General features: G+C 67.2%; 25 protein-coding genes. 13 read left to right on the top strand and 12 right to left on the bottom strand.

Going from position 1 to position 25,333, the window contains the following annotated elements; translation table 11 throughout:
• Positions 1–3: 3 nt before the first annotated feature.
• Both GD429_RS30735 and GD429_RS30730 read right to left on the bottom strand, forming a co-directional pair.
• The gene (locus tag GD429_RS30735; protein ID WP_152862716.1) at positions 4–1,818 is read right to left on the bottom strand and encodes an aminopeptidase P family protein; all 1,815 of its coding nucleotides are present in this window, start codon (positions 1,816–1,818) and stop codon (positions 4–6) included.
• Between the two features lie 18 nt (positions 1,819–1,836).
• Positions 1,837–2,091, bottom strand: coding sequence for a hypothetical protein (locus GD429_RS30730; protein ID WP_034183709.1), 255 nt, complete (start codon positions 2,089–2,091; stop codon positions 1,837–1,839).
• Positions 2,092–2,262: 171 nt separating this feature from the next.
• Between GD429_RS30730 and GD429_RS30725 the strand changes: the two genes are divergently transcribed.
• The 7 genes from GD429_RS30725 to GD429_RS30695 all read left to right on the top strand — a co-directional run bounded on the left by GD429_RS30725 (position 2,263) and on the right by GD429_RS30695 (position 8,369).
• A complete protein-coding gene (locus GD429_RS30725) occupies positions 2,263–3,024 on the top strand; it encodes a response regulator transcription factor (protein ID WP_152862714.1) in 762 nt (253 codons plus the stop codon).
• A 26-nt stretch (positions 3,025–3,050) separates the two neighbouring features.
• Positions 3,051–4,349, top strand: coding sequence for a glutamyl-tRNA reductase (gene hemA, locus GD429_RS30720; protein ID WP_152862712.1), 1,299 nt, complete (start codon positions 3,051–3,053; stop codon positions 4,347–4,349).
• Positions 4,350–4,430: 81 nt separating this feature from the next.
• The gene (gene prfA, locus GD429_RS30715) at positions 4,431–5,513 is read left to right on the top strand and encodes a peptide chain release factor 1 (RefSeq protein WP_152862710.1); all 1,083 of its coding nucleotides are present in this window, start codon (positions 4,431–4,433) and stop codon (positions 5,511–5,513) included.
• Positions 5,514–5,520: 7 nt separating this feature from the next.
• Entirely contained in the window at positions 5,521–6,363 is an 843-nt protein-coding gene (gene prmC, locus GD429_RS30710; protein WP_152862708.1) for a peptide chain release factor N(5)-glutamine methyltransferase, read from the top strand.
• 67 nt (positions 6,364–6,430) lie between these two features.
• A complete protein-coding gene (grxD, locus tag GD429_RS30705; protein ID WP_006753626.1) occupies positions 6,431–6,742 on the top strand; it encodes a Grx4 family monothiol glutaredoxin in 312 nt (103 codons plus the stop codon).
• A 28-nt stretch (positions 6,743–6,770) separates the two neighbouring features.
• Positions 6,771–7,367 (top strand): UbiX family flavin prenyltransferase, encoded by a 597-nt coding sequence (locus GD429_RS30700; protein WP_152862706.1) that lies wholly within the window; start codon positions 6,771–6,773, stop codon positions 7,365–7,367.
• Positions 7,368–7,577: 210 nt separating this feature from the next.
• A complete protein-coding gene (locus GD429_RS30695; protein WP_152862704.1) occupies positions 7,578–8,369 on the top strand; it encodes a DODA-type extradiol aromatic ring-opening family dioxygenase in 792 nt (263 codons plus the stop codon).
• 109 nt (positions 8,370–8,478) lie between these two features.
• On the opposite strand, the gene GD429_RS30690 is transcribed toward GD429_RS30695, so the two are convergent.
• Positions 8,479–10,077: an APC family permease gene (locus tag GD429_RS30690; RefSeq protein WP_321575004.1), complete on the bottom strand. Its 1,599-nt coding sequence runs from the start codon at positions 10,075–10,077 to the stop codon at positions 8,479–8,481.
• Between the two features lie 420 nt (positions 10,078–10,497).
• On the opposite strand from GD429_RS30690, the gene GD429_RS30680 reads away from it, so the two are divergent.
• Positions 10,498–10,701: a cold-shock protein gene (locus GD429_RS30680; RefSeq protein WP_006477070.1), complete on the top strand. Its 204-nt coding sequence runs from the start codon at positions 10,498–10,500 to the stop codon at positions 10,699–10,701.
• 96 nt (positions 10,702–10,797) lie between these two features.
• Here the strand turns inward: GD429_RS30680 and GD429_RS30675 are convergent, their stop codons facing one another.
• The 3 genes from GD429_RS30675 to GD429_RS30665 form a co-directional block, all read right to left on the bottom strand.
• On the bottom strand, positions 10,798–12,048 hold the full coding sequence (locus tag GD429_RS30675) for an Hsp70 family protein (protein WP_152862700.1): 1,251 nt from the start codon (positions 12,046–12,048) through the stop codon (positions 10,798–10,800).
• Between the two features lie 188 nt (positions 12,049–12,236).
• The gene (locus tag GD429_RS30670; RefSeq protein ID WP_152862698.1) at positions 12,237–12,842 is read right to left on the bottom strand and encodes a nitroreductase family protein; all 606 of its coding nucleotides are present in this window, start codon (positions 12,840–12,842) and stop codon (positions 12,237–12,239) included.
• Positions 12,843–12,998: 156 nt separating this feature from the next.
• Positions 12,999–14,282, bottom strand: a complete 1,284-nt coding sequence (locus GD429_RS30665; protein WP_152862696.1) for an MFS transporter — start codon at positions 14,280–14,282, stop codon at positions 12,999–13,001.
• A 220-nt stretch (positions 14,283–14,502) separates the two neighbouring features.
• Here GD429_RS30665 and GD429_RS30660 point away from each other — a divergent pair, with 220 nt between their 5' ends.
• Both GD429_RS30660 and GD429_RS30655 read left to right on the top strand, forming a co-directional pair.
• Complete coding sequence (locus GD429_RS30660) at positions 14,503–15,123, top strand: TetR/AcrR family transcriptional regulator (protein ID WP_152862694.1); 621 nt, start codon at positions 14,503–14,505, stop codon at positions 15,121–15,123.
• Between the two features lie 76 nt (positions 15,124–15,199).
• Positions 15,200–15,772, top strand: coding sequence for a DUF1415 domain-containing protein (locus GD429_RS30655; protein ID WP_152862692.1), 573 nt, complete (start codon positions 15,200–15,202; stop codon positions 15,770–15,772).
• Between the two features lie 49 nt (positions 15,773–15,821).
• Here the strand turns inward: GD429_RS30655 and GD429_RS30650 are convergent, their stop codons facing one another.
• The 3 genes from GD429_RS30650 to GD429_RS30640 form a co-directional block, all read right to left on the bottom strand.
• Positions 15,822–16,712: a class I SAM-dependent methyltransferase gene (locus GD429_RS30650; protein WP_152862690.1), complete on the bottom strand. Its 891-nt coding sequence runs from the start codon at positions 16,710–16,712 to the stop codon at positions 15,822–15,824.
• A gap of 89 nt (positions 16,713–16,801) precedes the next feature.
• Positions 16,802–17,938, bottom strand: a complete 1,137-nt coding sequence (locus tag GD429_RS30645; protein ID WP_321575002.1) for a class I SAM-dependent methyltransferase — start codon at positions 17,936–17,938, stop codon at positions 16,802–16,804.
• A gap of 129 nt (positions 17,939–18,067) precedes the next feature.
• Entirely contained in the window at positions 18,068–18,523 is a 456-nt protein-coding gene (locus GD429_RS30640) for an LEA type 2 family protein (RefSeq protein WP_321575001.1), read from the bottom strand.
• Positions 18,524–19,194: 671 nt separating this feature from the next.
• Here GD429_RS30640 and GD429_RS30630 point away from each other — a divergent pair.
• Positions 19,195–21,363: a M1 family metallopeptidase gene (locus tag GD429_RS30630; RefSeq protein WP_152862686.1), complete on the top strand. Its 2,169-nt coding sequence runs from the start codon at positions 19,195–19,197 to the stop codon at positions 21,361–21,363.
• A gap of 141 nt (positions 21,364–21,504) precedes the next feature.
• Here the strand turns inward: GD429_RS30630 and GD429_RS30625 are convergent, their stop codons facing one another.
• Entirely contained in the window at positions 21,505–21,684 is a 180-nt protein-coding gene (locus tag GD429_RS30625) for a hypothetical protein (protein WP_227791791.1), read from the bottom strand.
• A gap of 203 nt (positions 21,685–21,887) precedes the next feature.
• Between GD429_RS30625 and GD429_RS30620 the strand changes: the two genes are divergently transcribed.
• Both GD429_RS30620 and GD429_RS30615 read left to right on the top strand, forming a co-directional pair.
• Positions 21,888–22,865: a quinone oxidoreductase family protein gene (locus tag GD429_RS30620; protein WP_152862682.1), complete on the top strand. Its 978-nt coding sequence runs from the start codon at positions 21,888–21,890 to the stop codon at positions 22,863–22,865.
• Positions 22,866–22,889: 24 nt separating this feature from the next.
• The gene (locus GD429_RS30615; RefSeq protein WP_152862680.1) at positions 22,890–23,072 is read left to right on the top strand and encodes a DUF1427 family protein; all 183 of its coding nucleotides are present in this window, start codon (positions 22,890–22,892) and stop codon (positions 23,070–23,072) included.
• 21 nt (positions 23,073–23,093) lie between these two features.
• Here GD429_RS30615 and GD429_RS30610 read toward each other — a convergent pair whose 3' ends face one another.
• Complete coding sequence (locus tag GD429_RS30610; RefSeq protein ID WP_152862678.1) at positions 23,094–24,122, bottom strand: transporter; 1,029 nt, start codon at positions 24,120–24,122, stop codon at positions 23,094–23,096.
• A 206-nt stretch (positions 24,123–24,328) separates the two neighbouring features.
• Complete coding sequence (locus GD429_RS30605) at positions 24,329–25,288, bottom strand: phage tail protein (protein ID WP_152862676.1); 960 nt, start codon at positions 25,286–25,288, stop codon at positions 24,329–24,331.
• Between the last annotated feature and the right edge of the window lie 45 nt (positions 25,289–25,333).

The following is a 25,333-nucleotide window of genomic DNA, read 5'->3' as shown; positions in this document are numbered from 1 at the left end:
GCGTCAGATCGGCTGCGTGCGCGCGTCGAGCCACGCCTTCGCAGCGCCGCTCAGGTGCCGGCCGACGCGCTCGCGCACCGTCGCGTGATACGTGTTCAGCCACGCGCGCTCTTCGTCGTGCAGCATCTCGATCAGCACGCAGCGCGTGTCGATCGGGCACAGCGTCAGCGTCTCGAACGCGAGGAAATCGCCGAACTCGGTCTTCCCGGCCGCGCGGTTCACGACCAGGTTCTCGATCCGGATGCCCCACTGGCCGGGCCGGTACACACCCGGCTCGATCGACGTGATCATTCCCTCTTCCATCGCCGTGTACGGCTCGGCCGGCGCGTAGTGCGAGATGACCTGCGGGCCCTCGTGCACGTTCAGGAAATAGCCGACGCCATGCCCCGTGCCGTGGCCGTAGTCGAGCCCGGCCGCCCACATCGGCGCACGCGCGATCGCGTCGAGCATCGGCGAGCGGATGCCGCGCGGGAAGCGTGCGCGCGACAGCGCCATCATCGATTTCAGTACGATCGTGAAATCGCGCCGCTGCAGGTCGCTGACGGTGCCGATCGGCACGACGCGCGTGATGTCGGTCGTGCCCGTCACGTACTGGCCGCCCGAATCGATCAACAGCAGGCCGTCGCCGGCGATCGTCGCGTGCGACTCGGGCGTTGCGTGGTAATGCGGCATCGCGCCGTTCGCGTTGAAGCCGGCGATCGTCGCGAAGCTCGGCGACACATAACCGGGGCGCCGTGCGCGCGCGGCCGTGAGTTTCTCCTCGATCGTCAGCTCGGTGATCGTCTCGCGGTTCACGGCCTGCTCGAACCAGGCGAAGAATTCCGCGAGCGCGGCGCCGTCGTGCTCCATCGTCACGCGCACGTGCTCGATCTCGGCGGACGTCTTGCGCGACTTCGCGAACGTCGACGGATTCACGGCCTCGACGAGCTTCACGCCGGCCGGCACGGCCTCGAGCGTGCCGAACGTCACGCGGCGCGGGTCGACCAGCAGCGTCGCGCCGTCGGGCAGCGCCGCGAGCGATGCGCGCGCGGCATCGTAGGCACGGACGTCGACGCCGTCCTGCGCGAGCGACGCGGCCAGCGCCGGCGGCACCTTGCCGTCGGCGACGAACAGCGTCGCGCGATCGGCGCCGATCATTGCGTGTGCAACGAACACGGGATTGAAGTTGACGTCGGCGCCGCGCAGGTTGAACAGCCAGGCCAGATCGTCGAGCGTCGACACGAAATGCCACTGCGCGCCCTGCGCGTGCATCGCGCGGCGCACTTCGGCCAGCTTGCTCGCGCGCGTCGTATCGGCCTGCGGCGCCGCGTGCTCGAACACCGCGTCGCCGGGCAGCCCCGGCCGCTCGGGCCAGATCGCGTCGAGCAGGTCGAGATCGGTGCGCAGCGCGATGCCGCGCGCGCTCAGCGCGGCCGTCAGCCCGCGCGCGGCCGCGACGCCGAGCACGGCGCCGTCGACGCCGACCGTCGCGCCCGCCGCCACGTTCTGCGCGAGCCAGTCGACGTGCGGCGCGCTTTGCTGCCCGCCCGTCATCTTCATCAACTGCACGCCCGTGCCGGCCAGTTCGGCGTCGGCCTGCACCCAGTAGCGGCTGTCGACCCACAGCCCCGCGAAATCCGCGGTCACGACCAGCGTGCCGACCGAGCCCGTGAAGCCGGACAGCCAGCGGCGGGCCTGCCAGCGCTCGGGCAGGTATTCGGACAGATGGGGATCGGCGGACGGCACGAGATAGGCGGCCAGGTCCTCGCGGGCCATGGCGCCGCGCAGCAGCGCGAGACGGGCCGGCACCGACGAGACTTCGGGAAGACGGGCATTCATGATTTCACCTGAGAGCATTCAGCGACGGGCCGACAGCGCGACCGTCACGGCTACGGCAAGGAACGCGACGCCGGTGCAGACCGGCCATTCGAGCGTCTCGCCATCGTAAAACAGTCCAGAGAGATTGCCGGCCATGCGGGCGGCAGCCGCGCCCACGATGCCGACGAGCACCGCGATCCACCACGCCGGCCGGCCCGTGCGCCGCATCGGATGCAGCCATCGGCCGAACAGCCCGACGGCCGCTCCCAGGACAAGGATTCCAAACCAGTTCATTCGACGCCTTCTATAAATTCGGATTCGTCCAATAGGCGTGAACGTTGCCAGCGGCTAGCATCGATTCATCCATCGAACCCGAGACCAGCCGGGCGCCGCGAACATTCGAGTGTAGGGGCCGACTCGACGTTATGGCAAGCGCGCACCGGCTGCCGTATTGAAGAAACTCTCATGCGAATCGCTCTGATCGATCCGGAGGCGCGTCATGCCGCACTCCTGAACCGCCTGCTCTTTGCGGGCGGTCATGTGTGCCACGCGTTTTCGTCCAGCACGGCGTTCTTCGAATGGCTCGCCACCGACACCTGCGACATGCTGATCACCGGCAACTGGGCCGGCGACCAGCCAGCCGAGGAAGTCATACCGCGCGCGCAGGCGATCCTGCCCGGGCTGCCGGCCATCGCCGTGATGCAGTTGCCGCGCGAAAGCGAAATCGTATCGTGCCTGCACGCGGGCGCCGACGATTGCCTCGTGCGTCCCGTGAGCGGGCCCGAGCTGCTTGCGCGCGTCAACGCGCTGAGCCGACGCGCCGGCGTGCGCCGGCCGCCGACCCGCTCGCGCGAAATGTATGGCGAATACGCTTTCGACGCCACGCACTGCCTTGTGCGCTTCGGCGACGCAATCGTTTCACTCACGCCCAAGGAGTTCCGCTTCGCGCAGTTGCTGTTCGCGAACCTGTCGCGGCCGGTGTCGCGTGCCCATATCCTCGAAACGGTGTGGGCACGCCGCCGCGACATGAAGTCGCGCACGCTCGATACGCACGCGTCCCGGCTGCGCAGCAAGTTGCAACTGCTTCCGGAGCACGGCTACCGCCTGCTGCCGCTCTACGGCTACGGCTATCAGCTCGACCGCGTGCCGATCGAGCCCCCGAATTCCCGGCCACGCCACGCCGATGCCCGGTATGCGGCGAGTGAGGAAATCGCCGAAACGCTATAATATGGGGCTAAACGATAGCCCTCGATATGCAACTCCTCACGATCGGAATCAATCACCACACTGCGCCTGTCGCCCTGCGCGAACGCGTGGCGTTTCCGCTCGAGCAGATCAAGCCGGCTCTCGTCACGTTCAAGAACGTGCTCCTCGGGCCCCAGGCGCCCAATACGCCCGAAGCGGCGATCCTCTCCACCTGCAACCGCACCGAACTGTATTGCGCGACCGACGATCGCGCGGCACGTGAAGGCGCGGTCCGCTGGCTGTCGGAGTATCACCGGATTCCGGTCGACGAACTCGCGCCGCACGTGTATGCGCTGCCGCAGTCGGAAGCGGTCCGTCATGCATTCCGCGTGGCATCCGGCCTCGATTCGATGGTGCTCGGCGAAACGCAGATTCTGGGCCAGATGAAGGACGCCGTACGCACCGCGACGGAAGCCGGCGCGCTCGGCACCTATCTGAACCAGCTGTTCCAGCGCACGTTCGCGGTGGCGAAGGAAGTACGCGGCACGACCGAGATCGGCACGCAGTCGGTGTCGATGGCCGCCGCCGCGGTTCGCCTCGCACAACGGATCTTCGAAAAGGTGTCGGATCAGCGCGTGCTGTTCATCGGCGCCGGCGAGATGATCGAGCTGTGCGCGACGCACTTCGCCGCGCAAGGCCCGCGCGAACTCGTCGTCGCGAACCGTACGGCCGAACGCGGCCAGCGGCTCGCCGAACGCTTCAACGGCCGCGCAATGCCGCTGTCGGACCTGCCGGCCCGCATGCAGGAATTCGACATCATCGTGTCGTGCACGGCGTCGACGCTGCCGATCATCGGCCTCGGCGCAGTCGAGCGCGCGGTGAAGGCGCGCCGCCACCGGCCGATCTTCATGGTCGACCTCGCGGTGCCGCGCGACATCGAGCCCGAAGTCGGCAAATTGAAGGACGTGTTCCTCTACACCGTCGACGATCTCGGCGCGATCGTGCGCGAAGGCAACGCATCGCGCCAGGCGGCGGTCGCGCAGGCTGAAGCGATCATCGAGACGCGCGTGCAGAATTTCATGCAATGGCTCGATACACGCAGCGTCGTGCCGGTGATCCGTCACATGCATACGCAGGCCGACGCGCTGCGCCGGGCGGAAGTCGACAAGGCGCAGAAGCTGCTCGCGCGCGGCGACGATCCGGCCGCCGTGCTCGAAGCGCTGTCGCAGGCGCTGACCAACAAGCTGATCCACGGCCCGACGAGCGCGCTCAACCGCGTGAACGGCGCCGATCGCGATTCGCTGATCGACCTGATGCGCGGCTTCTACCAGCACGCGCCGCGCTCGAACGACCAGTCCGGCCACTAGCGCCGGCCGGTCGCCCTGCCGCCGGCCGCGAGCCGGCCTATCCTTTCCGAATACCCTTGCCCGGGAGCGCCGCTCCACACCATGAAGACGAGCATGCAACGCAAGCTCGACCAGCTGTCCACACGGCTGGCCGAACTGAACGACCTGCTGAGCCGCGAGAACGTCACGGCCGATCTCGACCAGTACCGCAAACTGACGCGCGAACATGCGGAACTCGGCCCGGTCGTCGAGCAGTACGCGCTGTGGCGCCAGTCGCGCAGCGACGAAACAGCCGCGCAGGAGCTGCTCGCCGATCCTTCGATGCGCGATTTCGCCGAGGACGAGATCCGCAGCGCGCGCGAGAGCATGACCCGCCTCGAGGTCGAGCTGCAGAAAATGCTGCTGCCGAAGGATCCGAACGACGATCGCAACATCTTCCTCGAAATCCGCGCGGGCACGGGCGGCGACGAATCGGCGCTGTTCGCGGGCGACCTGCTGCGCATGTACCTGCGCTTCGCGGAACGTCATCGCTGGCAGGTAGAAATGATGTCGGAGAGCGCGTCGGATCTCGGCGGCTACAAGGAAGTGATCGTGCGGATCGCGGGCCAGGGCGCGTATTCGCGCCTGAAGTTCGAATCGGGCGGCCATCGGGTGCAGCGCGTGCCGGCGACCGAGACGCAGGGGCGCATCCATACGTCCGCGTGCACGGTCGCGGTGATGCCGGAAGCCGACGAGATCGGCGAGGTCGAGATCAATCCGGCCGATCTGCGGATCGATACGTTCCGCGCATCCGGCGCGGGCGGCCAGCACATCAACAAGACCGATTCGGCGGTGCGCGTCACGCACATCCCGACCGGGATCGTCGTCGAGTGCCAGGACGACCGTTCGCAGCACAAGAACAAGGATCGCGCGCTGAAGGTGCTCGCCGCGCGCATCAAGGACAAGCAGTATCACGAGCAGCACGCGAAGGAAGCGGCGACGCGCAAGAGCCTGATCGGCTCCGGCGACCGCTCGGAGCGGATCCGCACGTACAACTTCCCGCAGGGCCGGATGACCGATCACCGGATCAACCTGACGCTGTACCGGCTCGAGGCGATCATGGACGGCGATCTCGACGAACTGATCGGCGTGCTCGTCAGCGAGCACCAGGCCGAACTGCTTGCGTCGCTCGGCGACGCCGACTGAGGCCGCGATGCCCGACACTACCGCCGACGAACTGCTGCGTGCGTCGCCGCTCGACGCGGTCGATGCGCGCGTGCTGCTCGCGCACGCGCTCGGCTGGACCCGCACGCAACTGATCACGCGCGGCGACGCGCCGCTCGACGCTGCCGCGGTCGAACGCTATCGCGCGCTCGAAGCGCGCCGCATGGCCGGCGAGCCGGTCGCGCAACTCGTCGGGATGCGCGAATTCTTCGGCCGGCCGTTCGACGTGACGCCCGACGTGCTGATCCCGCGCCCCGAAACCGAACTGCTTGTCGAAGCCGCGCTCGATGCGATCGACGGGCTGCCGCATCCGGCCGTGCTCGATCTCGGCACCGGCAGCGGCGCGATCGCCGTGTCGATCGCCGCCGAGCGTCCCGATGCACGCGTGTGGGCGCTCGATCGTTCGCCGGCCGCGCTCGCGGTCGCGCAACGCAACGCCGGCAAGCTGCTCGACGCGCACCGCCCCGGCGGCCCGCTGCACTGGTTGCAGAGCGACTGGTACGCGGCGCTCGATCCGGCGTTCGTATTCGACACGATCGTCAGCAACCCGCCGTACATCGCGCAACACGATCCGCATCTCGCGCAGGGCGACCTGCGTTTCGAGCCGCGCGGTGCGCTTACCGACGACGCCGACGGCCTCAGCGCGATCCGCACGATCGTCGCGGGCGCCGGCGCCTACCTGAAACCGGGCGGCACGCTGTGGATCGAGCACGGCTACGACCAGGCCGAAGCCGTCCGCGCGGTGCTGTCGTCGCACGGCTTCGTCGCGGTCGAATCGCTCGCCGATCTGGCTGCAATCGAACGCACGACCGGCGGCCGCCTGCCGGGCTGATGCCCGGCCCGCCCGGTTGAAATCCGCTATCATTTCGATCTAACGCCCCGCAAACGCAAGGTCAGTCATGGACACCCAACAACGTATCAAGCAAATCGTCGACGAAAACCAGGTCGTGCTCTTCATGAAGGGCAACGCGCAATTCCCGATGTGCGGCTTCTCGGGCCGCGCCGTGCAGGTACTGAAGGCCTGCGGCGTCGACCAGTTCAAGACGGTCAACGTGCTCGAGGACGACGAAATCCGCCAGGGCATCAAGGAATTCTCGAACTGGCCCACCATCCCGCAGCTCTACGTGAAGGGCGAATTCGTCGGCGGCTCGGACATCATGATGGAGATGTACCAGTCGGGCGAGCTGCAGCAACTGTTCGCCGCCGCTTAACACGCCCGACCCGCGCCCCACCCTTTCAATGGCATCTCCCAGCGCGCCGCCACGCCGGCTGATCGTCGCGATCACCGGCGCCACCGGCGCCATCTACGGCGTGCGGCTGCTCGATCTGCTGCGCGCCGCCGGCGGCGTCGAAACGCACCTGCTGATTTCGAACGCCGGCTGGCTCAACATCCAGCACGAACTGAAGCTGCCGAAGGCGGATGTCGAAAGCCGCGCGGACATCGTGCACTCGGTGCGCGACGTCGGCGCGACGATCGCATCGGGCTCGTTCGCGACCGACGGAATGGTGATCGCACCATGCTCGATGAAGACGCTCGCAAGCGTCGCGCACGGGCTGTCCGACAACCTGATCACGCGCGCGGCCGACGTCACGCTGAAGGAACGCCGCCGGCTCGTGCTGATGGTGCGCGAAACGCCGTTCAACCTCGCGCATCTGCGCAACATGACCGCCGTCACCGAAATGGGCGGCATCGTCTTTCCGCCGTTGCCCGCGTTCTACGCAATGCCGAAGACGATCGAGGAACTCGTCGATCAGACCGTCGCCCGCGTGCTCGACCTGTTCGCGCTCAGCGCACCGCTGACGACGCCGTGGGCCGGCATCCGGCACGCGCAGTAAACCGACCGTCGCGCCCCGTTCTTCTCGCATCTTCGCCGATTCAACCGGTAATTCATCCGTTTTCACGCGTACTGTCACCAACCCGCACCGGGACGCGTTGCATCTAATCGATTATCAACAAACAAGAGTCAATCAAATTCCAGAACGCGGATTTATCAATGCCCGGTGCACGCCTATAGTCACAGGCAAACCCTTTTGCAGGCCACCGCCATGAACCGCTTGCCTTCGCTGTACCTGTCCCACGGCGCGCCGACGCTGCCGATCGACCCGACGCTGCCGTCCGGTGCGTTCACGCACCTCGGCGCCGAACTGCCGCGCCCGCGCGCGGTGCTGATGCTGTCCGCGCACTGGGGCACGCAACAACCGGTCGCGAGCGTCGCCGCGCACCCGGAAACGATCCACGACTTCTACGGCTTTCCGCGCGCGCTGTACGAGCTCCGCTATCCGGCACCCGGCGCCCCCGACGTCGCCGAGCGCGCAGCCGCGCTGCTGAACGCAGCCGGCATCGCGACCGCGACGACCGAGCACGGCCTCGACCACGGCGCGTGGGTGCCGATGCTGCTGATGTTCCCGGAAGCCGACGTGCCCGTCGCGCAGTTGTCGATCCAGCCGCGCGCCGATGCGGCCCACCACTTCGCGCTCGGCCGCGCGCTGCGGCCGCTGCGCGACGAAGGCGTGATGGTGATCGGCTCGGGCCAGATCACGCACAACCTGCGTGCCGCCGATTTCAGCGCGGCGCCCGAGGATGCGGACCCGCGCGTCGCGGAATTCACCGACTGGTTCGAGGCGAAGCTCGCCGCGCGCGACGTCGACGCGCTGCTCGACTACCGCCGGCAGGCGCCGCACGCGGCGCTGATGCACCCGACCGACGAACATCTGCTGCCGGTATTCACCGCGCTCGGCGCGGCGGACGACGACTACCAGCTCGGCATCCAGTCGCTCGGCACCTACCAGCGCGTGCTCGCGATGACGAACTACGTGTTCGCGAGCGCGGCCGCCTGAATTTCGCGAGACAACCGGTGACAACAAACAAAAAACCCGCCCGGGCAATGCCCGGGCGGGTTTTTTTCACTGCTTCCCGCCGCCGCCGAATCCGGCGGCAGGTCACGCGTCAGACACCGACCCCTTCGAGGATCTCGTCGTGCGACTCGCGCTCGTCGAGATACTGGGTCCGGTAGCCGGTACTCACACCCCAGAAGTAGAACACGAGCGAAATCGCAGCGACGATCAGCATGTCCCAGCCGTACGGCAGATAGCCGTGACCGCCGAATTCCTTGCTGCCGATCAGCGACAGCACGGCCATCGTCGGCAGGTACGCAACCAGCCACCATGCGGCCTTCAGGTCGGCACCCCAGCCGGTCCAGCCCGACTTCGCCTGGAAGTAGAAATACACCGGCAGCGCGACGATCATCAGCAGGATGATTTCGCCTGTCAGCGGCCACTTCGCCCAGTACAGGATCAGCGACGCGCAGACGAACGCGAACGGTGCAATCAGCTTCATCAGCGGAATCGACAGCGGGCGCTCGATGTCGGTCGCCGCGCGGCGCAGCGCCATCAGGCTGATCGGGCCGGTCAGGTACGAGATCACCGTCGCAACCGAGATCACTGCCGCGAGCGAGCTCCAGCCGCGGAAGAAGAACAGGAAGATGAACGACACGAGCAGGTTGAACCACATCGCCTGGCGCGGCACGCCGTAGATCGGGTGCACGTTGCCGAACATCTTCGGCATCGTGTTGTTGCGCTCCATCGCGTAGATCATGCGGGTGGTCGTCGCCATGTAGGTCGTGCCGGTGCCGCTCGGGCTGATGAACGCGTCGACGTACAGCAGGATCGCGAGCCAGTTCAGGTTCAGCGCGATCGCGAGTTCCGCGAACGGCGACGAGAAGTTGAAGTGCGACCAGCCCTTCGCGACGTCGGCCGGATTCACCGAGCCGATGTAGGCCATCTGCAGCAACACGTAGATCACGAGCGCGATCAGGATCGACGTGATCACCGCGAACGGCACGCTGCGCGACGGATTGCGCGCTTCGCCCGCGAGGTTCACGGGGCTCTGGAAGCCGTTGAACGCGAACACGATGCCGCTCGTCGCGACCGCGGTCAGCACGGCCGACCAGCCGTACGGCGCAAAGCTCGCATTGGAGGCGGTGCCGAGGTTCTCCGGATGGAAGCTCGTCAGCATCAGGCCGAGGATCGTCAGACCGGGGATCAGGAACTTGAAGATCGTGATCGCGGTGTTCGCACGCGCGAAGGCCTTCACGCCCCAGTAGTTCAGCATGAAGTAGATGACGACCAGCACGGCCGACAACAACAGGCCGGGTACCGTCAACTCGCCGTTCACGAACAGCGCGTGCGCCCACGGATACGGCCACGTGCTCATGTACTGGATCGACGCTTCGGCCTCGATCGGGATCACGGATACGATCGCGATCCAGTTGGCCCATGCGCTGATGAAGCCCACCAGCGAACCGTGCGAATAGCGCGCGTAGCGCACCATGCCGCCCGACTCGGGGAACATCGCGCCCAGCTCGGCGTAAGTCAGTGCAATCGCGAGAATCACGACCGCGCCGATGATCCATGCGCAGATCGCCGCCGGACCGGCAATCTTCGCGGCCTTCCAGGCGCCGAACAGCCAGCCCGAGCCGATAATCGAACCCAGTCCCGTCAGCATCAATGCAAACGGGCCGATGTTCCGTTGAATAGAACTCTTCACATCCTCTCCTGTGTCTCAAAAAGCATGGTCGGCCCGCGGTCCGGGATCGGCTCGGACAGCACCGCGCACGCATTCTTGGGGGGACGAGTCATCCGATCGGGGCAACCCGTCCGCGCGGCGCGTAGTTTAACGGTTGCACCTCAAGCGTGGCGCCAAAATCGATCGGCCCCTACAAAAAATTCGCATCGCTTGCAAGCTTTGTAAACCTGATCTACGCAATAACCCTGAGAGCACGGAAATACGGTTGACCACGCGGGTAATTAGCCGTATAAAGGACTTCGCAGGATTTCAAGTGGCGAGTGAATTGGTTCTTTCGTAGTTCGCCCATCAACGGTACTCCGGTTGGTCCTATTACCCCTTCCTTGATTTTCCGCACCCCATGGGCTTCGGCCCCGTTTTATCTTTTTAGGAACAAGTAACATGGCAACCGGTACCGTCAAGTGGTTCAATGACGCAAAGGGCTTCGGCTTCATTACCCCGGAAGGCGGCGGCGACGATCTGTTCGCGCACTTCTCGGAAATCCGCGTCGAAGGCTTCAAGACGCTGCAAGAAAACCAGAAGGTTGAATTCGAAGTGAAGACGGGCCCGAAGGGTCTGCAAGCTGCGAACATCCGTCCGGTCTAAGCTTGGCGCGATAATTCGTGAAAAAAGCCCCGCTTCGGCGGGGCTTTTTGTTTTTCGGCGCCAGTTCGGCACGGCGGCAATGCAGCCGCCCGCCGTTTAGCCGAAGAGGCGCTGCGCGTGAATGCCGAGCCCCGTCGCGACACTCGCGAGGCGGTCGCCGAATACCGGCTGCGCATCCGGGAACGCGCCCGCGAGCGCGCCCGACAAAAATGCGAGCCCGGTCGAGCCGCCGGTGAAATACAGTGCGCCGACGTCGCGCGGCGCGACACCCGCGAGCCGAACCGTCTCGCGCGCGGCGTCGACGATGCGCGCGGTGTCGTCGCGGCTTGCATCGACGAGACGATCGGAATCGAACGCGATCAGCAAGTCTTCTTCCACGTCGTTCAGGTCGATCATCGTCTCCCCGCCCGCCGCGACGCCGATCTTCGCTTCTTCCGCGCGCGCCATCAGTGCATGCCCGAGCCGCTGCTCGACCACGCTCGTGAGCCGGTCGTATTGCCGCGCATCCTGGTACAGGTGCTTCATCAGCTTCAGCTCGCCGAGCCGCTTCGGCGTGTACACCGTATTGATGAGGTGCCAGGTCGCGAGATCGAAGTAGATCTTGTTCGGCAGTTCGCGCCCTTCCGGGTCAAGCGAACGGTAGCCGAACGCGGGCAGGATCGCTGCCAGCTCGACACGCCGGTCGTAGTCGGTGCCCGCGACGTGCACGCCGTGGTGGGCCAGCACGTCGTCCTTGCGCTCGAGCCGCGCCATCCGCTCGGGCCCGACGCGCACCAGCGAGAAGTCGGACGTGCCGCCGCCGATGTCGGCGACGAGCACGAGGCGTTCGGCCTGCTGGCGCGATTCGTAGTCGAACGCGGCGGCGATCGGCTCGTACTGGAAGTGAACGTCCGCGAAGCCGACCGACCGCGCGGCCGCCTCGAGCTGATCCTGTGCGAGACGGTCGGCGCGCGGATCGTCGTCGACGAAGAACACGGGCCGCCCGAGCACCGCGCGGCCGATCGGCGCGCCCGCGCGCGCTTCGGCCTTGCGCTTCAGGTGCGTCAGGAAACGCGCGATGATTTCCGTGTACGCGATCGCGCTGCCGTCGCCGAGATCGGTCGTCGTTTCCGCGAGCGGCGAGCCGAGGATGCTCTTCATCGAACGCATCAGCCGGCCGTCGAAACCGTCGATATAGGAGGCCAGCGCCGCGCGACCGTACTCGACCGTCTCCTCGTCGTTGTTGAAGAAGATCGCGGTGGGCAGCGTCAGGTGGTCGCCCTCGACGGGCGCGAGGCGCATGCCGTCACCGTCGGGCAGTGCCACGGCGGAATTGGACGTGCCGAAATCGATCGCGCAGTAAGTCATGGGAAGTTGCCGCAGCAGGGCCGGCGCGAAAACGGAAAGGACGGGCTTTTTAACATGAAGCCCGCGGGATCACAACCGGGGCCGGCCACGGGTGCCGCGGAACGGGCTTCAGCGGGGACGGCGCGCGGCCTGGCGCGCCGCAGGTGCGTGCGGACGGGATGCACGATGCAGCCGCCCGCTTGGCGCGATCAGGCTGCCGCGTCGAAGCTCTTCTTCCATGCGCCCGCATACACGACTTCGCCGATCGCATGGCGCGTGCGCGGCGCCTTCTCGCGATCGCGCAGCACGGGATCGAGCTTGTCGACGTTGCCGTAGTGGCCGAGCGAGATGATCGATACGATCGCGACGTCCGCCGGAATCGCGAATGCGTCGCGGAACGCCTTCGCGTCGAAACCGCTCATCTGGTGCGCGGCGAGGCCCAGCGCGTGCGCCTGCAGCACCAGCGACATCGCGGCGGCGCCTGCATCGTACAGCGCGGTCGGCGCCGGTTCGCCCTTAGGTGAAAGCGTGTGCGCGGTCACCGCGATCAGCACGGGCGCCGGCGCATTCCAGCCCTGGTTGAACGGCACCAGCGTCGCGAATGCGCGCTTGAATGCATCTTCGTCCTGCGTGCGATCGAATACGATGAAGCGCCACGGCTGCGCGTTGTACGCGGACGGCGCCCAGCGCGCGGCTTCGAGCGCCGCGTGCAGATCGCCGGCGCTGACGGGCTCATCCGAATACGCGCGCGGGCTCCACCGGCCCGCGATCAAATCGTGAATCGAAACAGTGGTGGGAGCAGGTTTGACGGACATGCGGTTCCTCGCTGAAATCGATGAAGGGGCGCGAACGCCCGGCGAACCGCAAGCATACCCGCTTGAGCGGTTGCGCGCCCGATCCTCCCGCGCTATGCAAATCACCGTGCCTGCAATGGCCGGCCGCATGCGGCGCGACCGGCCGGGCCACCGTGCTCAGGCCGCCTGCGCGGCTGCGCGCGACGGGCCGCGGTTGATTCGCAGCACGATCAGCGCGCCGACGATGCACAGCCCGCCCGAGATCATCGACGCGATCGTGTAGGTGCCGAGGCTCGCGCGCAGCAGCCCCGCGCCGAGCGCCGCGAACGCCGCGCCGAGCTGGTGGCCGGCGACGATCCAGCCGAACACGACCGGCGCCGCAGCCTTGCCGAACACGTCGGTCGCGAGCCGCACGGTCGGCGGCACGGTCGCGATCCAGTCGAGCCCGTAGAACATCGCGAACAGCGGCAGCCCGAAGAAATCGATGCCGAACGCATGCGGCAGGTAGATCAGCGACAACCCGCGCAGCCCGTAGTACCAGAACAGCAGCACGCGGTTGTCGTAACGGTCGGACAGCCAGCCCGACAGCGTCGTGCCGAACAGGTCGAACACGCCCATCGCCGCGAGCAGCGACGCGCCCTGCACCTCGGTCATCCCGTAGTCGCTGCACATCGCGATCAGGTGCGTGCCGACATAGCCGTTGGTGCTCGCGCCGCAGATGAAAAAGCTGAAGAACAGCAGCCAGAAGTCGCGCGAGCGGCTCGCCATCAGCAGCGTGCGGAACGCGACCGCGAGCGGGTTGTCCTTCGTCGCTTCGGGCGCGGGCGGCGCATCGGCCGGCTCGCCGTACGGGCGCAACTGCACGTCGGCCGGCCGTTCGGGCAGCAGGAACGCGACGAGCGGAATCACGATCGCGGCCGCTACCGCGACGACCAGCACGACCGGCCGCCAGCCGTGGCGCTGCGCGATCGCCGCGAGCATCGGCAGGAACACGAGCTGGCCGGTGGCCGTGCTCGCGGTCAGGATGCCCATGATCAGGCCGCGCCGCGCATGGAACCAGCGCGTGACGAAGGTCGCGGACAGCGTCAGCGCGACGACGCCCGTCGAGCAGCCGACCATCAGGCCCCAGATCACCACCATCTGCCAGCTCTGCGTCATCATCGACGACAGCGCGACGCCCACGCTCATCGTCACGAGCGCGGTGAGGATCGTCGGGCGCAGCCCGAAGCGCTGCATCGCGGCGGCCGCGAACGGCCCCGTCAGCCCGTACAGCGCGATGTTCACGGAGATCGCCAGCGAAATCGCCGCGCGGCTCCAGCCTAGTTCGCGTTCGAGCGGCACCATCAGCACGCTCGGTGTCGCGCGCGTGCCGGCTGCCGCCAGCAGGATCAGGAATACCACCGCCGCCGCGAGCCATCCGTAGTGAAAGCGCCCGCCGATTCGTGTCACTGCCCAGTTCATCTTCATGTTCTCCAGTTGGCGGCTCCGGCGCCATCGCACCCGCTCCGCCCCACCTAGCCAGGCCACCTCCGCCGCACACCGCATCGGCTGACCCGGGCCGATGCTTGGCATTTGTCTGTCGATCCGGCCGGTATTGTTACCGACCGGTCACAAGTGTGTTGCGATCGTAGTTACCAGTCGGTAACATGTCAAGCAATTCATCACGTAGTCGAGGGTCATCATGTCCGGCATCGAAGCCGCCAAACCGCTAGCGCGCCGCACGCGCCGGCCGATCGACGGCGCCACCGCGCACGAGCACCTGCTGCGCGCCGCCGAGGAGCTGTTTTACCGGGAAGGCGTTCGTACCGTCGGCGTCGAGGCGGTCGTCGAGCGTGCGGGCGTCAACAAGATGAGCCTGTACCGCCAGTTCTCGTCGAAGGACGAACTGATCCTTGCGTACCTGGAGCGGATGGACGCGTGCTTCTTCGAGCGTCTCGCGACGAGCGTCGCCAAGCATCCGGGTGAGCCGAAGGCGCAATTGATCCAGTATTTCGTCGATCTTGCCGAGCGCGCGACGCAGAAGGACTATCGCGGCTGCCCGTTCGTCAACGTCGCCGCGGAATTCCCGGATGCGACGCACCCGGCGCGCGAGCGCGTCGCGCAGAACAAGGAACAGCTGATGAAGCGGCTCGTCGCGTTGTGCGAAGGCGCCGGCGCGCGGCAGCCGCAGGCGCTCGCCGATGCGCTCGCACTGGTGATCGAAGGCATCTACGCGGCGAGCCAGACCTACCGGCACGGCGAAACGCCGATCGGCATCGCGCCCGCGCTCGTCACGCAGTTGATCGAGGCCGCGTGCGCATGACGGGCAGCGCACGCCCGAACCCGGCGTGCCCGCTACAATGCGGCCCTCACCGCCCCACCGCCCGACTGGTTTCACGATGACCGACACCCGCCCCGAATCGCATGACGATATCCTCGCCGCCACGCGGCACTGGCTCGCGCGCGCGGTCATCGGGCTCAATCTGTGCCCGTTCGCGAAAAGCGTCTATGTGAAGGAACAGGTGCGCTACGCGATCAGCGAAGCGACGACGCTGGAAGACGCGCTCGCCGAACTCGAAACCGAGTTGCGCGCGCTCGACGCGGCGGACCCGCAGCAGGTCGACACGACGCTCGTGATCTTCCCGCATGCGTTCGCCGATTTCGTCGACTTCAACGACGCGCTGTTCTTCGCCGACCGGCTCGTGCAGCAGTTGCGGCTCGACGGCGTGCTGCAGATCGCGAGCTTCCATCCGCAGTACCGGTTCGAAGGCAGCGACCCCGACGACATCGAGAACTACACGAACCGCGCGCCGTATCCGATCCTGCACCTGCTGCGCGAAGACAGCATCGCGCGCGCGGTCGACGCGTTCCCGGACGCGTCCGCGATCTACGAAAAAAACCAGGAAACGTTGCGCCGCCTCGGCCACGACGGCTGGCGCGAATGGATGCGCCGGCCGGGCGACGACGTCTGATGCGCCGCGCGCTCGCGCCGGCCGCTACGCGGCTCGGTCCGCCCGCGCGTCAGCTTTCGGCCGACTCGACAGCCTCGCCGCCCGCTGCCGCGGCTTCCGGCACGAAGAAGCGCTCGTTCAGTTCGGCGAGCCCGAACATGCCGAGGATTTCGTTCAGCCGCTCGCCGGGCCGCCGGCGCGGCAGGTTCTTGTACTGCGCGATGATCAGCTCGTTCTTCATCGAATGCTCCCAGCCGACCAGCTCGGTCACGCTGACCTGGTAGCCGTGCGCTTCGAGCTGCAGGCAGCGCAGCACGTTGGTGATCTGGCTGCCGAATTCGCGCGTATGCAGCGGATGTCGCCACACCTCGGTCAGCGCGTTCGCGAGCGACTTGCCCTTGTTCCTGCGCAGCACGCCCGCGACTTCCGCCTGGCAGCACGGCACCAGCACGATGTGCTGCGCGCGCTTGGCGAGCGCGAAGCGGATCGCGTCGTCGGTTGCCGTGTCGCACGCGTGCAGCGCGGTGACGACGTCGACCGCTTCGGGCAACTGCGGCGACGTGATCGAATCGGCAACCGACAGGTTCAGGAACGACATGCCGCCGAACCCGAGCCGCGCGGCGAGCTCGGCCGAGCGCGTGACGAGCTCCTCGCGCGTCTCGATCCCGTACACGTGCGACGCGAACGCCGGCGTGCCATGCCCCGGCTGCTGCTTGAAGAACAGGTCGTACAGGATGAAGCCGAGATACGACTTGCCGGCGCCGTGATCGACGAGCGTCACGCTGCCCTTGTCGGCCTGCACGCCGGCCAGCAGCGGTTCGATGAACTGGAACAGGTGATAGACCTGCTTCAGCTTGCGGCGGCTGTCCTGGTTCAGCTTTCCGTCGCGGGTGAGGATGTGCAGTTCCTTCAGCAGCTCGACGGACTGCTCCGGGCGGATTTCGTGGGTCTTGTTGGACATCGTGATGCGGCGCCGGGCCACGGTCGGTCGACCACGGCCCGGCGACGGGAATTCGTGAGGAATGGCGACAGTTTACCGAAAATGCGCGGTCAGGCTCGGGCGCCGAGCCGCCACAGCGACGTGACCTCGGCGCGGCGCGCCGCATGCAGCGGATCGTCGGCGTCGGTCGACTTCGGGTGCGCGGGCCGGATGTCGTCGCGGCCGAGCACGACGAGGCCCGCCTCGTCGATCCATTGCAGCAGTGTGTCGCGCGGCCGCAGGCCGAGATGCTCGGCGAAATCGGACAGGATCAGCCAGCCCTCGCCGCCCGGCTCGAGATGCGCGGCGAGCCCGGCCAGGAAACCGTGCAGCATGCGGCTGTCGGGATCGTACACCGCGTATTCGATCGGCGCGCTCGGCCGGGCCGGCACCCACGGCGGGTTGCAGACCACGAGCGGCGCACGGCCGGCCGGAAACAGGTCGGCCTCGACGACGTCGACGCGATCCGCATGACCGAGCCGCGCGACGTTCTCGCGCGCGCAGGCGAGCGCACGCGGATCCTGGTCGGTCGCGATCACGCGCTCGACGCCGCGCGACGCGAGCACGGCCGCTAGCACGCCGGTGCCGGTGCCGATGTCGAACGCAAGCGACGTCGCCGGCAGCGGCGCGCGCGCGACGAGTTCGACGTATTCGCCGCGCACCGGCGAGAACACGCCGTAGTGCGGATGGATCGACGCGCCGCCGAGCGCCGGGATCGGCACGCCCTTCTTGCGCCATTCATGCGCACCGACGAGGCCGAGCAGTTCGCGCAGCGACACGACCGACGGCGCGCCGCCGGGGCCGTACGCCTCCTCGCATGCGGCGCGCACGTCGGGCGCGCGGCGCAGCGGGATCGTGTAGTCGGCGTCGAGCGGGATCAGCAGCATCCCGAGCGTGCGGGCGCGCTGCGACTGCGCGAGACGATGCAGGTTGAACGCGTCGACGCCGGGTGCGGCGGCTTTTGCCTTCTTCGGCTTGCGCTCGACGCGGCGCGCCATCGCCTGCACGAGCTGGCGCGCATTCTGGAAATCGCCCTGCCAGACGAGCGCGGTGCCCTCGCACGCAAGACGGTAGGCCGCGTCGGCGGTAAGGCGGTCGTCGGCGGGCACGGCACGCTTCGGCGGCTGCACACCGGCTTCGGAGCGCCAGCGCACGGCATGATCGGCGCCGTCGGCGTCGGTCCAGTGGAAAACAGGGAAATCGGTCACGCGAACTCGGTTACGGTTGGCTTCAACAGGCGGCGGCATCGCACCGCGCGGCTCACACCATACCGTGCTTTGCCCGCGCGGCAAAGCACGGGCGGCGGCATACGCCGGACGCCGCCGCGGGCGCGCCGTTCAGCCGCCCCATCCCGGCATCGCGGGCAGGCGCAGCGTACCCGCGTCGTTGAAGTGCACGGTGCCGAGCACGCCGCCGGCGAGCCGGCCGCGCAGCGCATACGGCAGTTCGCCGTTCGCCGCCGCGCCGGGCAGGTTCCACGCCTGCCGCGCGGCGGCGAATGCCGACACGGAAACCGGCACGTCGAGCACGGCCTCGCCGAAACGCGGCACGGTGCCCGAGCGATCGCTGACGCCGCTCGCGAACAGCGTGCCGTTCAGGTCGAGCGCGACCGAGATGCCGTCGTACTCGATCGGCGCATCGTTCGGGTTCTGCACGCGCAGCTTCAGGCTGAAACGCATCTCGAGCCCCTGCCCGACGAGCGGCTCGAGCCCGGCAACCGTCACGCGCACGGGGTCGCGCGTCAGCCCCGCGCAACCGCCGAGCAGAATCACTGCGGCGAACAGCAGCAGCACGGCGCGATACGGAACAGGGCTCGTGGCATGGGAAGGCCTCCTCGCAGCAATCGGTGAGCGGGTCGTCGATGCATTGTACCGAGCGTGCCGCGGCACGCCGGATTTCGTAGTTTTCGCAGCCGCGCCAGATCGTTAATAGATTAAAACTACGAAGCCACCAGCCAAACGGAAAGCGCATTAATGACTAACGGCATTCAATGAAGCGCAAAAAAATCAATAGGCGCACTTTCTAAATTTTTCGTTTCCTTTACCTAAAACCATCAAGTATATTTACGCATCCTTCGAGCTAGCCGACAAACCTTGAAGCCGCATGACGGCGCATTTACGGAACGGCGACACGCCTTCCTTCCGTCCTGCGGACTGGCCCGGCCAGCCCCGTAGGTCGTCGGTTCAAAGGGATTGCGCGCCCGTGCAGGGCGTGCGGCCCCGTGTCGTGCGCGCGAAATCAATTCAGTACAACACGCGCCCGTCCATTTTGAACCGGCAAGTTAACCGACATCCGGAAATCCAGAGGGGGCAGTAAACCATGATTACCTTCACGTAGTCGGCCGCCGTCTTTTCGAATAATCCGTCATTAGCATTTTCATCGCCGTTGATTAACGGCGAGGGGATTGCTTTTGCCGGCGTTTTCGCAGCACTGAACGATTCTTTCCACAATCGAGGTTTCAGTCATGTCGATCAACATTCGCAAGATGCGTTATCTGCCGCTCGTCGCCGCACTCGCGCTCGCCGGGTGCGGCGGCGACGACGGCGGCGTGGGCTCGGCTTCCGCGCTCAGCTCCGCCGGCGCGCCGCACTCGGGCTCGTCGCCCGCCGTCACCGCGCCGCCGAGCGCATCCAACGTCGACAAGAGCGTGTCGCCTGTCGAGTTGCCGGACACCGTCGTACCCGTGAACTACCGGCTGTGGTTCCGCCCGAACGAAGCGCTGAACGCGTTCGACGGCCGCGCCGACGTCGAGATCAAGGTGCTGAAGCCGGTCAACAACATCGTGATCGCCGGCCACCGGATCAAGTTCACGAACGGCCGCATCACGCTGCAGCCGGGCAATATCCAGCTGATCGCGACGCCTCAGGACAAGGGCGACTTCTATCAGCTGCGACCCGTGAGCGGCTCGATCTCGCCGGGCAACTATTCGCTGCACATGGAGTGGTCGGGCATCATCAACTTCAAGTCGTATGACGATCCCGTCAAGAAAACCGGCGGCAGCTGCGGCGACGATCCGTATCCGGGCTGCTCGGCCGCGGAAGGCATCTTCCGCGTCGACCTGAAGAGCACCGACGGCACGACGAGCGGCGCGATCCTCACCCAGGGCGAAACCAACCTGGCGCGCCAGTGGTTCCCCGGCTGGGACGAGCCGGCGTTCCGCCCGACCTATGAAGTGACGGCCGAAGTGCCGCAGAGCTGGCGCGTCGTGTCGAACGCGGCCGAGAAGCCGTCCACCAGCATCGGCGGCGGCTACAAGCTCGTGCAGTTCGAGAAGACCCCGCCGATGCCGTCGTACCTGCTGTTCTTCGGCGGCGGCCTGTTCGACACCTACGAGGACGACTTCACGAGCCCGCTGCCGGGCGGCAAGGGCGGCCTGCACCTGCGCGTGTTCACGCCGCCGGGCATGAGGGACTGGGCGAAGCCGGCGATGGACCGCACCAAGCAGGCGCTCGACTTCTACTACCGCTACACGGGCATCGCGCTGCCGCTGACGAAGTTCGACACGGTGGCCGCGAACGACGCGTTCAAGGAGCAGAAGGACCTGAACTTCGGCGGGATGGAGAACTGGGGGTCGATCCTCGAGTTCGCCGACGACATCCTGCCGCAGCCGGGCCAGCCGATGTCGCACTACGGCAACGAGGTGCTGACGCACGAAGTCGCGCACCAGTGGTTCGGCGATCTCGTCACGACCGACTGGTGGGACAACGTGTGGCTCAACGAATCGTTCGCGACGTTCTTCGAGACGAAGACGACGATCCAGTTCTTCCCCGACGAGTTCAGCTGGCTCGACCAGGTGAAGAACAAGTACCGCGTGATCAATCGTGACATCGGCCCGAACGCGTTCCCGGTCGCGCCGAACTTCAACGGCTGGGCGTCGAACGATTTCGTGCTGAGCGCCAGCGCGTTCACGTACGACAAGGGCGGCCACGTGCTGAAGACGCTCGAGAACTATCTCGGCGAACAGACGCTGCGCAAGGGTCTGCAGCAGTACCTGGTCGACTACTCGTTCGGCAACGGCACGCCGAAGCGCCTGTGGGATGCGCTGTCGAAGGAGAGCGGCCAGTCGGTCGGCGCGATCGGCGACAGCTACGTGCGCCAGACCGGTGTGCCGCTGATCTCGCTCGACACGCAATGCGACCTGACGAAGAACCAGACGATCGTCACGCTGAAGCAGCAGCCGTTCCCGAACAAGAACGCGTATCCGGGCCTGCAGTGGACGGTGCCGATCACGCTCGCGTACGGCCAGGGTCTCGCGCAACGCACGACGCTCGCGCTGAAGGACACGCAGACGCAAACGCGGATCGACGGCTGCACGGGCGTGGTCGCGGACCCGAGCGGGCTCGACTACTACGTCGTGAACTACAGCGACGCGGCCTGGAGCGGGTTGCTCACGCAGGTCAACGGCTCGTCCGATCCGGTGCTGCTGTCGAACCTGAAGAGCGAGGCCGCGCTGCTCGTCGCGAACAACCTCGCGCCGGCTTCGCGCTCGACGTCGATCGGCTCGGTCGCTTCGCCGGCCGCGATGAAGCTGCGCCAGACGCCGACCTTCGACGGCATCGCGCCGACGACGAAGGAACGCCCGGCCCTGCAATACCAGGGCATCTTCAAGCCGCGCAAGGTAGTGACGCAGTAACGGTGCGTGCCCGGCCGGTGCCGCGCAGCCTGCGGCGCCGGCCGGCGCACCTCCTCCCGACCTTTGACGGGCCTCGCGAGCGAGGCCCTTTTTATTTCCGCACGGCCCCGCGGCACCACGCCACAAAGCGCCCCTTCGCCGTCAAGCACGCGCGGCATCCCATGCCGGCTGCACGAACCACGTTGCCAGGAACGCAACGAGCCGCCACGCACGCGCGCTGCCGCGAGCCTGCTGGCGCAACACGTGGATCGTCGCGTGCTCCGACGACGCGGCGACGCCCAGCCGGTGCGCAGCCGCCGAGAAGCTCTGCCGGTCGATCACGTCGACGAACAGCGCCAGGTGCGGGGAAAGGAAGTCGTCCGTTCAGCAGGCGCGGGTCTTGTCATGCATGGATCGCAAAACAATCATCGGCCTCTGCGCATTTCCACGGCAGTTCGGCACGACTAGACTGCATTCATCCCTTTCAATCGTTGCACGCGCCGGCCCGCCGGGCGGCGCGGCAGCCATCCGCCACGGAGATCATCATGCGCAGCATCCGCTTCGACGCCCCCGCCGCCGACATCGAGTCGCTCGACGCGCGCGTCAGGGAAATCGACCAACCCGTGCCGGCCGACGGCCAGATGCTGATCGAGGTACGCGCGGCCGGCGTCAACCCGAGCGACGCGAAGGCCGCGCTCGGCCGCATGCCGCACGCGGTGTGGCCGCGCACGCCCGGGCGCGACTGGGCCGGCATCGTGCGCAGCGGCCCTGCGGATTGGATCGGCGCGCCCGTGTGGGGGTCGGGCGGCGATCTCGGCGTGGGGCGCGACGGCTCGCACGCGCAATGGCTCGTGCTCGACGCGGCACTGGTGCGCCGCAAGCCGGCCGTGCTGACGCTCGACGAAGCGGCCGGCGTCGGTGTGCCGTTCGTCACCGCATACGAGGGTTTGCGCCGGGCCGGCATGCCGACGGCCGACGACGTCGTGCTGGTGTTCGGTGCGAACGGCAAGGTCGGCCAGGCCGCGATCCAGCTCGCGACCGCGCGCGGCGCGACCGTGATCGGCGTCGAACGCGGCCCCGGCGGCTATCGCGGCCACGCATCGGGGGACGTGCACATGATCGACGCGTCGAGCTTGCCGGTCGCCGACGCCGTGCACGCGGCGACCGGCGGCCACGGCGCGGACATCGTCTACAACACGGTCGGCAGCCCGTATTTCGAAGCCGCGAACGCATCGATGGCGATCGGTGCGCGGCAGATCTTCATCTCGACGATCGACCGCAGCGTGCCGTTCGACATCTTCGAGTTCTATCGCGGCCAGCATATGTACGTGGGTATCGATTCGCTGCAGCTCGGCGGTGCCGCGGTCGCGCAGATCCTCGACACGCTCGCGCCCGGTTTCGACAACGGCACGCTGCGCCCGTTTCCGATCAGCGACGACTACATGTACCCGCTCGAACGCGCGCACGACGCGTATCGCGCGGTGCTGGCCGGTGCGCGCGAGCGCGTCATCCTCAAGCCCTGACGCCGGACCGCGCGGGAGACCGCCATGAAGGATTACGCAACCTCGCTCGCGGTGGGTGTCGGCGTGCTGTACGCACTGCTGTACGCGCTGCTGCACGTGTGCGCGCCGGCCCCGTCGCTCGTCGCGCTCGTCGGCCTGCTCGGGATGGTGATCGGCGAACGCGCGACCGCGCTGCTGCGCTGCTGCGCTGCTGCGCTGCTGCGCTGACGAGCTTAAGCGGCGCCGGCGCTAGCGATCGTCGCGACGTCGGAACGCCCACCATGCGGCGAGCGCCGTGAAGCCCGCGACGAGCAGCACCATCAGCCAGAAGCCGTGCTTGTTCTCCGAGAACGGCACGCCGCCGACGTTCATCCCGAAGAAGCCGGCGACGATGTTGATCGGCAGCGCGATCACGGTCACGAGCGTCAGCGTGAACAGCGTCCGGTTGTTCTGCTCGTCGAGACGCGACCCGATCTCTTCCTGCAACAGCTTGATCCGCTCGTTGAGCCCCGACAGATCGGCAAGCACCAGCGAGAACTCTTCGGTCGATTCGCGCAGCTCCTGCCGGTCTTCCGCGTGCAGCCACGCAGGCGGCTTCGCGAGCAGCCGGAAAATCGAACCGGGCTCGGGCGCGAGCATGCGCTGCAGGCGCGTCAGCGTGCGGCGCATCGCGCCGAGCTCGATGCGGCTCGACGTGAGCCGCTGCGACAAAAAGCGATCCTCGATGCGATCGACGTCGACGCTCGTGCGCCGCATGATCTGGATCAGCAGGTCCGCCTGGTCGCGCAGCAGGTGCACGAGCAGTTCCGCGGGCGACCTGAACTGCTCGCCGTCGCGCACGCAGGCGCGCAGCGTGTCGACCGAGCGCAGCGGCTTGAGCCGCGCGGTGACCATGATGCGCTGCTCGACGTGGACGAACAGCGTCGCGATCTCCGACGGCGTCAGCTCGAGATTGAACATCACGTCGTTGACGATCGCGCGCAATGCGCCGTCTTCCTGCTCGATGCGCGTCGAGCGCGAACCTTCGTGGAGAAATTCGAAGAAGCTGTCCGGCAGCTCGAGATGCGTGCGCATCCAGCGCTCGCTCGCACCGTGTGCGAGATTGAAGTGCAGCCAGACGAAATCGTCCGATTCGACCGCGTCGCGCGCGCGGCACGTGCGCAGCCACGCGGCGGCCGCATCGGCGTCGAACATCGCGCCGGCTCCGCCCGGAACGAAGCGGAAGCCGCACACCATGCCGGACGTATCGGCGCCGTAAGTCTGTACGATCAGGTCCATCGTGTCGAAAGTCGTGCGGCGCGCGGCGCGCCGCACATCGCGGGTCGCGGGCCCGCGCCGGGAAAAGAAAGGACACGTATGCCCGACGGTCGTGACGCACTCGTGACAGTGTCACACGGCACGAAACCGGCGGCTTCCGTGCCCCAAAAGCAACGCGCCGCCCAACGGGCGGCGCGGATACGGCATGGCGGCATGGGCAGCACGCGTTACTGCCGCGTCTCCGATTGCGCGGCGTTCGGGCATGCCGGATCCTTGCCCCAGTGGCCGTCGCAGACGCGCCAGCGGCACAGTTGATCCTCGAAGAAGCCGCGCTCCGAACACTCCTTCACGCGCGCCCCAAGCGAGCCGGCCGCCGCCGTCTTGGTCGGCACGGCCTGCGCCTTCTGCGCGGCAAGTTTCTTGTCGGCCGGCTTCGTGCGCGCGACGAGCGCCGCGAGCAGATCGGCATCCGGATCGTCCTTCCCGGCCGCCTTCGCATTTGCGGTACGCGTCGACGCCGCATCGCGACGCTTCTTCGCCTGCGCGAGCTCGGCTTCCTGTTCCTTGCGATGCTTGCGGGCTTCGGCCTTCGTCTCGGCCTTCATGTCGGCCTTGCCCTGCGCCGCGACCTTCGCGTTCTTCGCGGCGTCGGCCTTCGCGGTTTTCGTCGTCGCCGCCGCGGCGGCCGTGGCGGCTGCGGCAGCACCGGCCGTGGCCGCGCCCGACGCGTCGTCCGCGCCATTGGCGAGCGCGCGCGACAGGCGGCTGTTGTCCGCGCCGGACGCGGACGATGCGGATGCAACGGTCTGGGAGGCCGAATCGTCGTTGACGATCGTGGCCGGTTGCGCGGCGGACGCGCCGTTCTGCGCGACCTGCACGGCGGCATTGCTGGCCGGTGCAGCCTTGGCCGGCGCAGTCGCTGCAGGCGCGGCCGCGGCAACAACGGCCTGCTCGCCCGACTGCTGCTGCATGCGCCATGCGCCCCAGCCGCCGACGGCAACCACCAATGCCACGACGGCCGCGATCGGCGCCTTCAGCGAACGGCGCGCCGTTTCGGCGGGCGGCGTGACACGTCCTTCCAGATTCGCGAGAATGCGCGATTGCTGAGGTCCTCCCTCGCCTGCCGGTTTAGTATCGGACAGCAGGCTGGGCGGAGTTTTCGAATTTGAATTTTCCGGCGCACTCATTCAGCGTCTCATTGAATCCTGGTTTAATTCACCGCGATAATATAG

It is taken from the genome of Burkholderia sp. BE17, assembly GCF_009362305.1.
In the GTDB taxonomy this organism is placed as follows: domain Bacteria; phylum Pseudomonadota; class Gammaproteobacteria; order Burkholderiales; family Burkholderiaceae; genus Burkholderia; species Burkholderia pyrrocinia_C.
Note: the sequence above shows the minus strand (reverse complement) of the source record. Positions and strands in the feature narration are given on the sequence as shown.

Coding starts and splice junctions, on each gene's coding strand:
- GD429_RS30735 (WP_152862716.1), bottom strand. CDS start 1,818: ATGAATGCCCGTCTTCCCGAAGTCTCGTCGGTGCCGGCCCGTCTCGCG.
- GD429_RS30730 (WP_034183709.1), bottom strand. CDS start 2,091: ATGAACTGGTTTGGAATCCTTGTCCTGGGAGCGGCCGTCGGGCTGTTC.
- GD429_RS30725 (WP_152862714.1), top strand. CDS start 2,263: ATGCGAATCGCTCTGATCGATCCGGAGGCGCGTCATGCCGCACTCCTG.
- hemA (WP_152862712.1), top strand. CDS start 3,051: ATGCAACTCCTCACGATCGGAATCAATCACCACACTGCGCCTGTCGCC.
- prfA (WP_152862710.1), top strand. CDS start 4,431: ATGAAGACGAGCATGCAACGCAAGCTCGACCAGCTGTCCACACGGCTG.
- prmC (WP_152862708.1), top strand. CDS start 5,521: ATGCCCGACACTACCGCCGACGAACTGCTGCGTGCGTCGCCGCTCGAC.
- grxD (WP_006753626.1), top strand. CDS start 6,431: ATGGACACCCAACAACGTATCAAGCAAATCGTCGACGAAAACCAGGTC.
- GD429_RS30700 (WP_152862706.1), top strand. CDS start 6,771: ATGGCATCTCCCAGCGCGCCGCCACGCCGGCTGATCGTCGCGATCACC.
- GD429_RS30695 (WP_152862704.1), top strand. CDS start 7,578: ATGAACCGCTTGCCTTCGCTGTACCTGTCCCACGGCGCGCCGACGCTG.
- GD429_RS30680 (WP_006477070.1), top strand. CDS start 10,498: ATGGCAACCGGTACCGTCAAGTGGTTCAATGACGCAAAGGGCTTCGGC.
- GD429_RS30675 (WP_152862700.1), bottom strand. CDS start 12,048: ATGACTTACTGCGCGATCGATTTCGGCACGTCCAATTCCGCCGTGGCA.
- GD429_RS30670 (WP_152862698.1), bottom strand. CDS start 12,842: ATGTCCGTCAAACCTGCTCCCACCACTGTTTCGATTCACGATTTGATC.
- GD429_RS30665 (WP_152862696.1), bottom strand. CDS start 14,282: ATGAACTGGGCAGTGACACGAATCGGCGGGCGCTTTCACTACGGATGG.
- GD429_RS30660 (WP_152862694.1), top strand. CDS start 14,503: ATGTCCGGCATCGAAGCCGCCAAACCGCTAGCGCGCCGCACGCGCCGG.
- GD429_RS30655 (WP_152862692.1), top strand. CDS start 15,200: ATGACCGACACCCGCCCCGAATCGCATGACGATATCCTCGCCGCCACG.
- GD429_RS30650 (WP_152862690.1), bottom strand. CDS start 16,712: ATGTCCAACAAGACCCACGAAATCCGCCCGGAGCAGTCCGTCGAGCTG.
- GD429_RS30630 (WP_152862686.1), top strand. CDS start 19,195: ATGTCGATCAACATTCGCAAGATGCGTTATCTGCCGCTCGTCGCCGCA.
- GD429_RS30620 (WP_152862682.1), top strand. CDS start 21,888: ATGCGCAGCATCCGCTTCGACGCCCCCGCCGCCGACATCGAGTCGCTC.
- GD429_RS30615 (WP_152862680.1), top strand. CDS start 22,890: ATGAAGGATTACGCAACCTCGCTCGCGGTGGGTGTCGGCGTGCTGTAC.
- GD429_RS30610 (WP_152862678.1), bottom strand. CDS start 24,122: ATGGACCTGATCGTACAGACTTACGGCGCCGATACGTCCGGCATGGTG.
- GD429_RS30605 (WP_152862676.1), bottom strand. CDS start 25,288: ATGAGTGCGCCGGAAAATTCAAATTCGAAAACTCCGCCCAGCCTGCTG.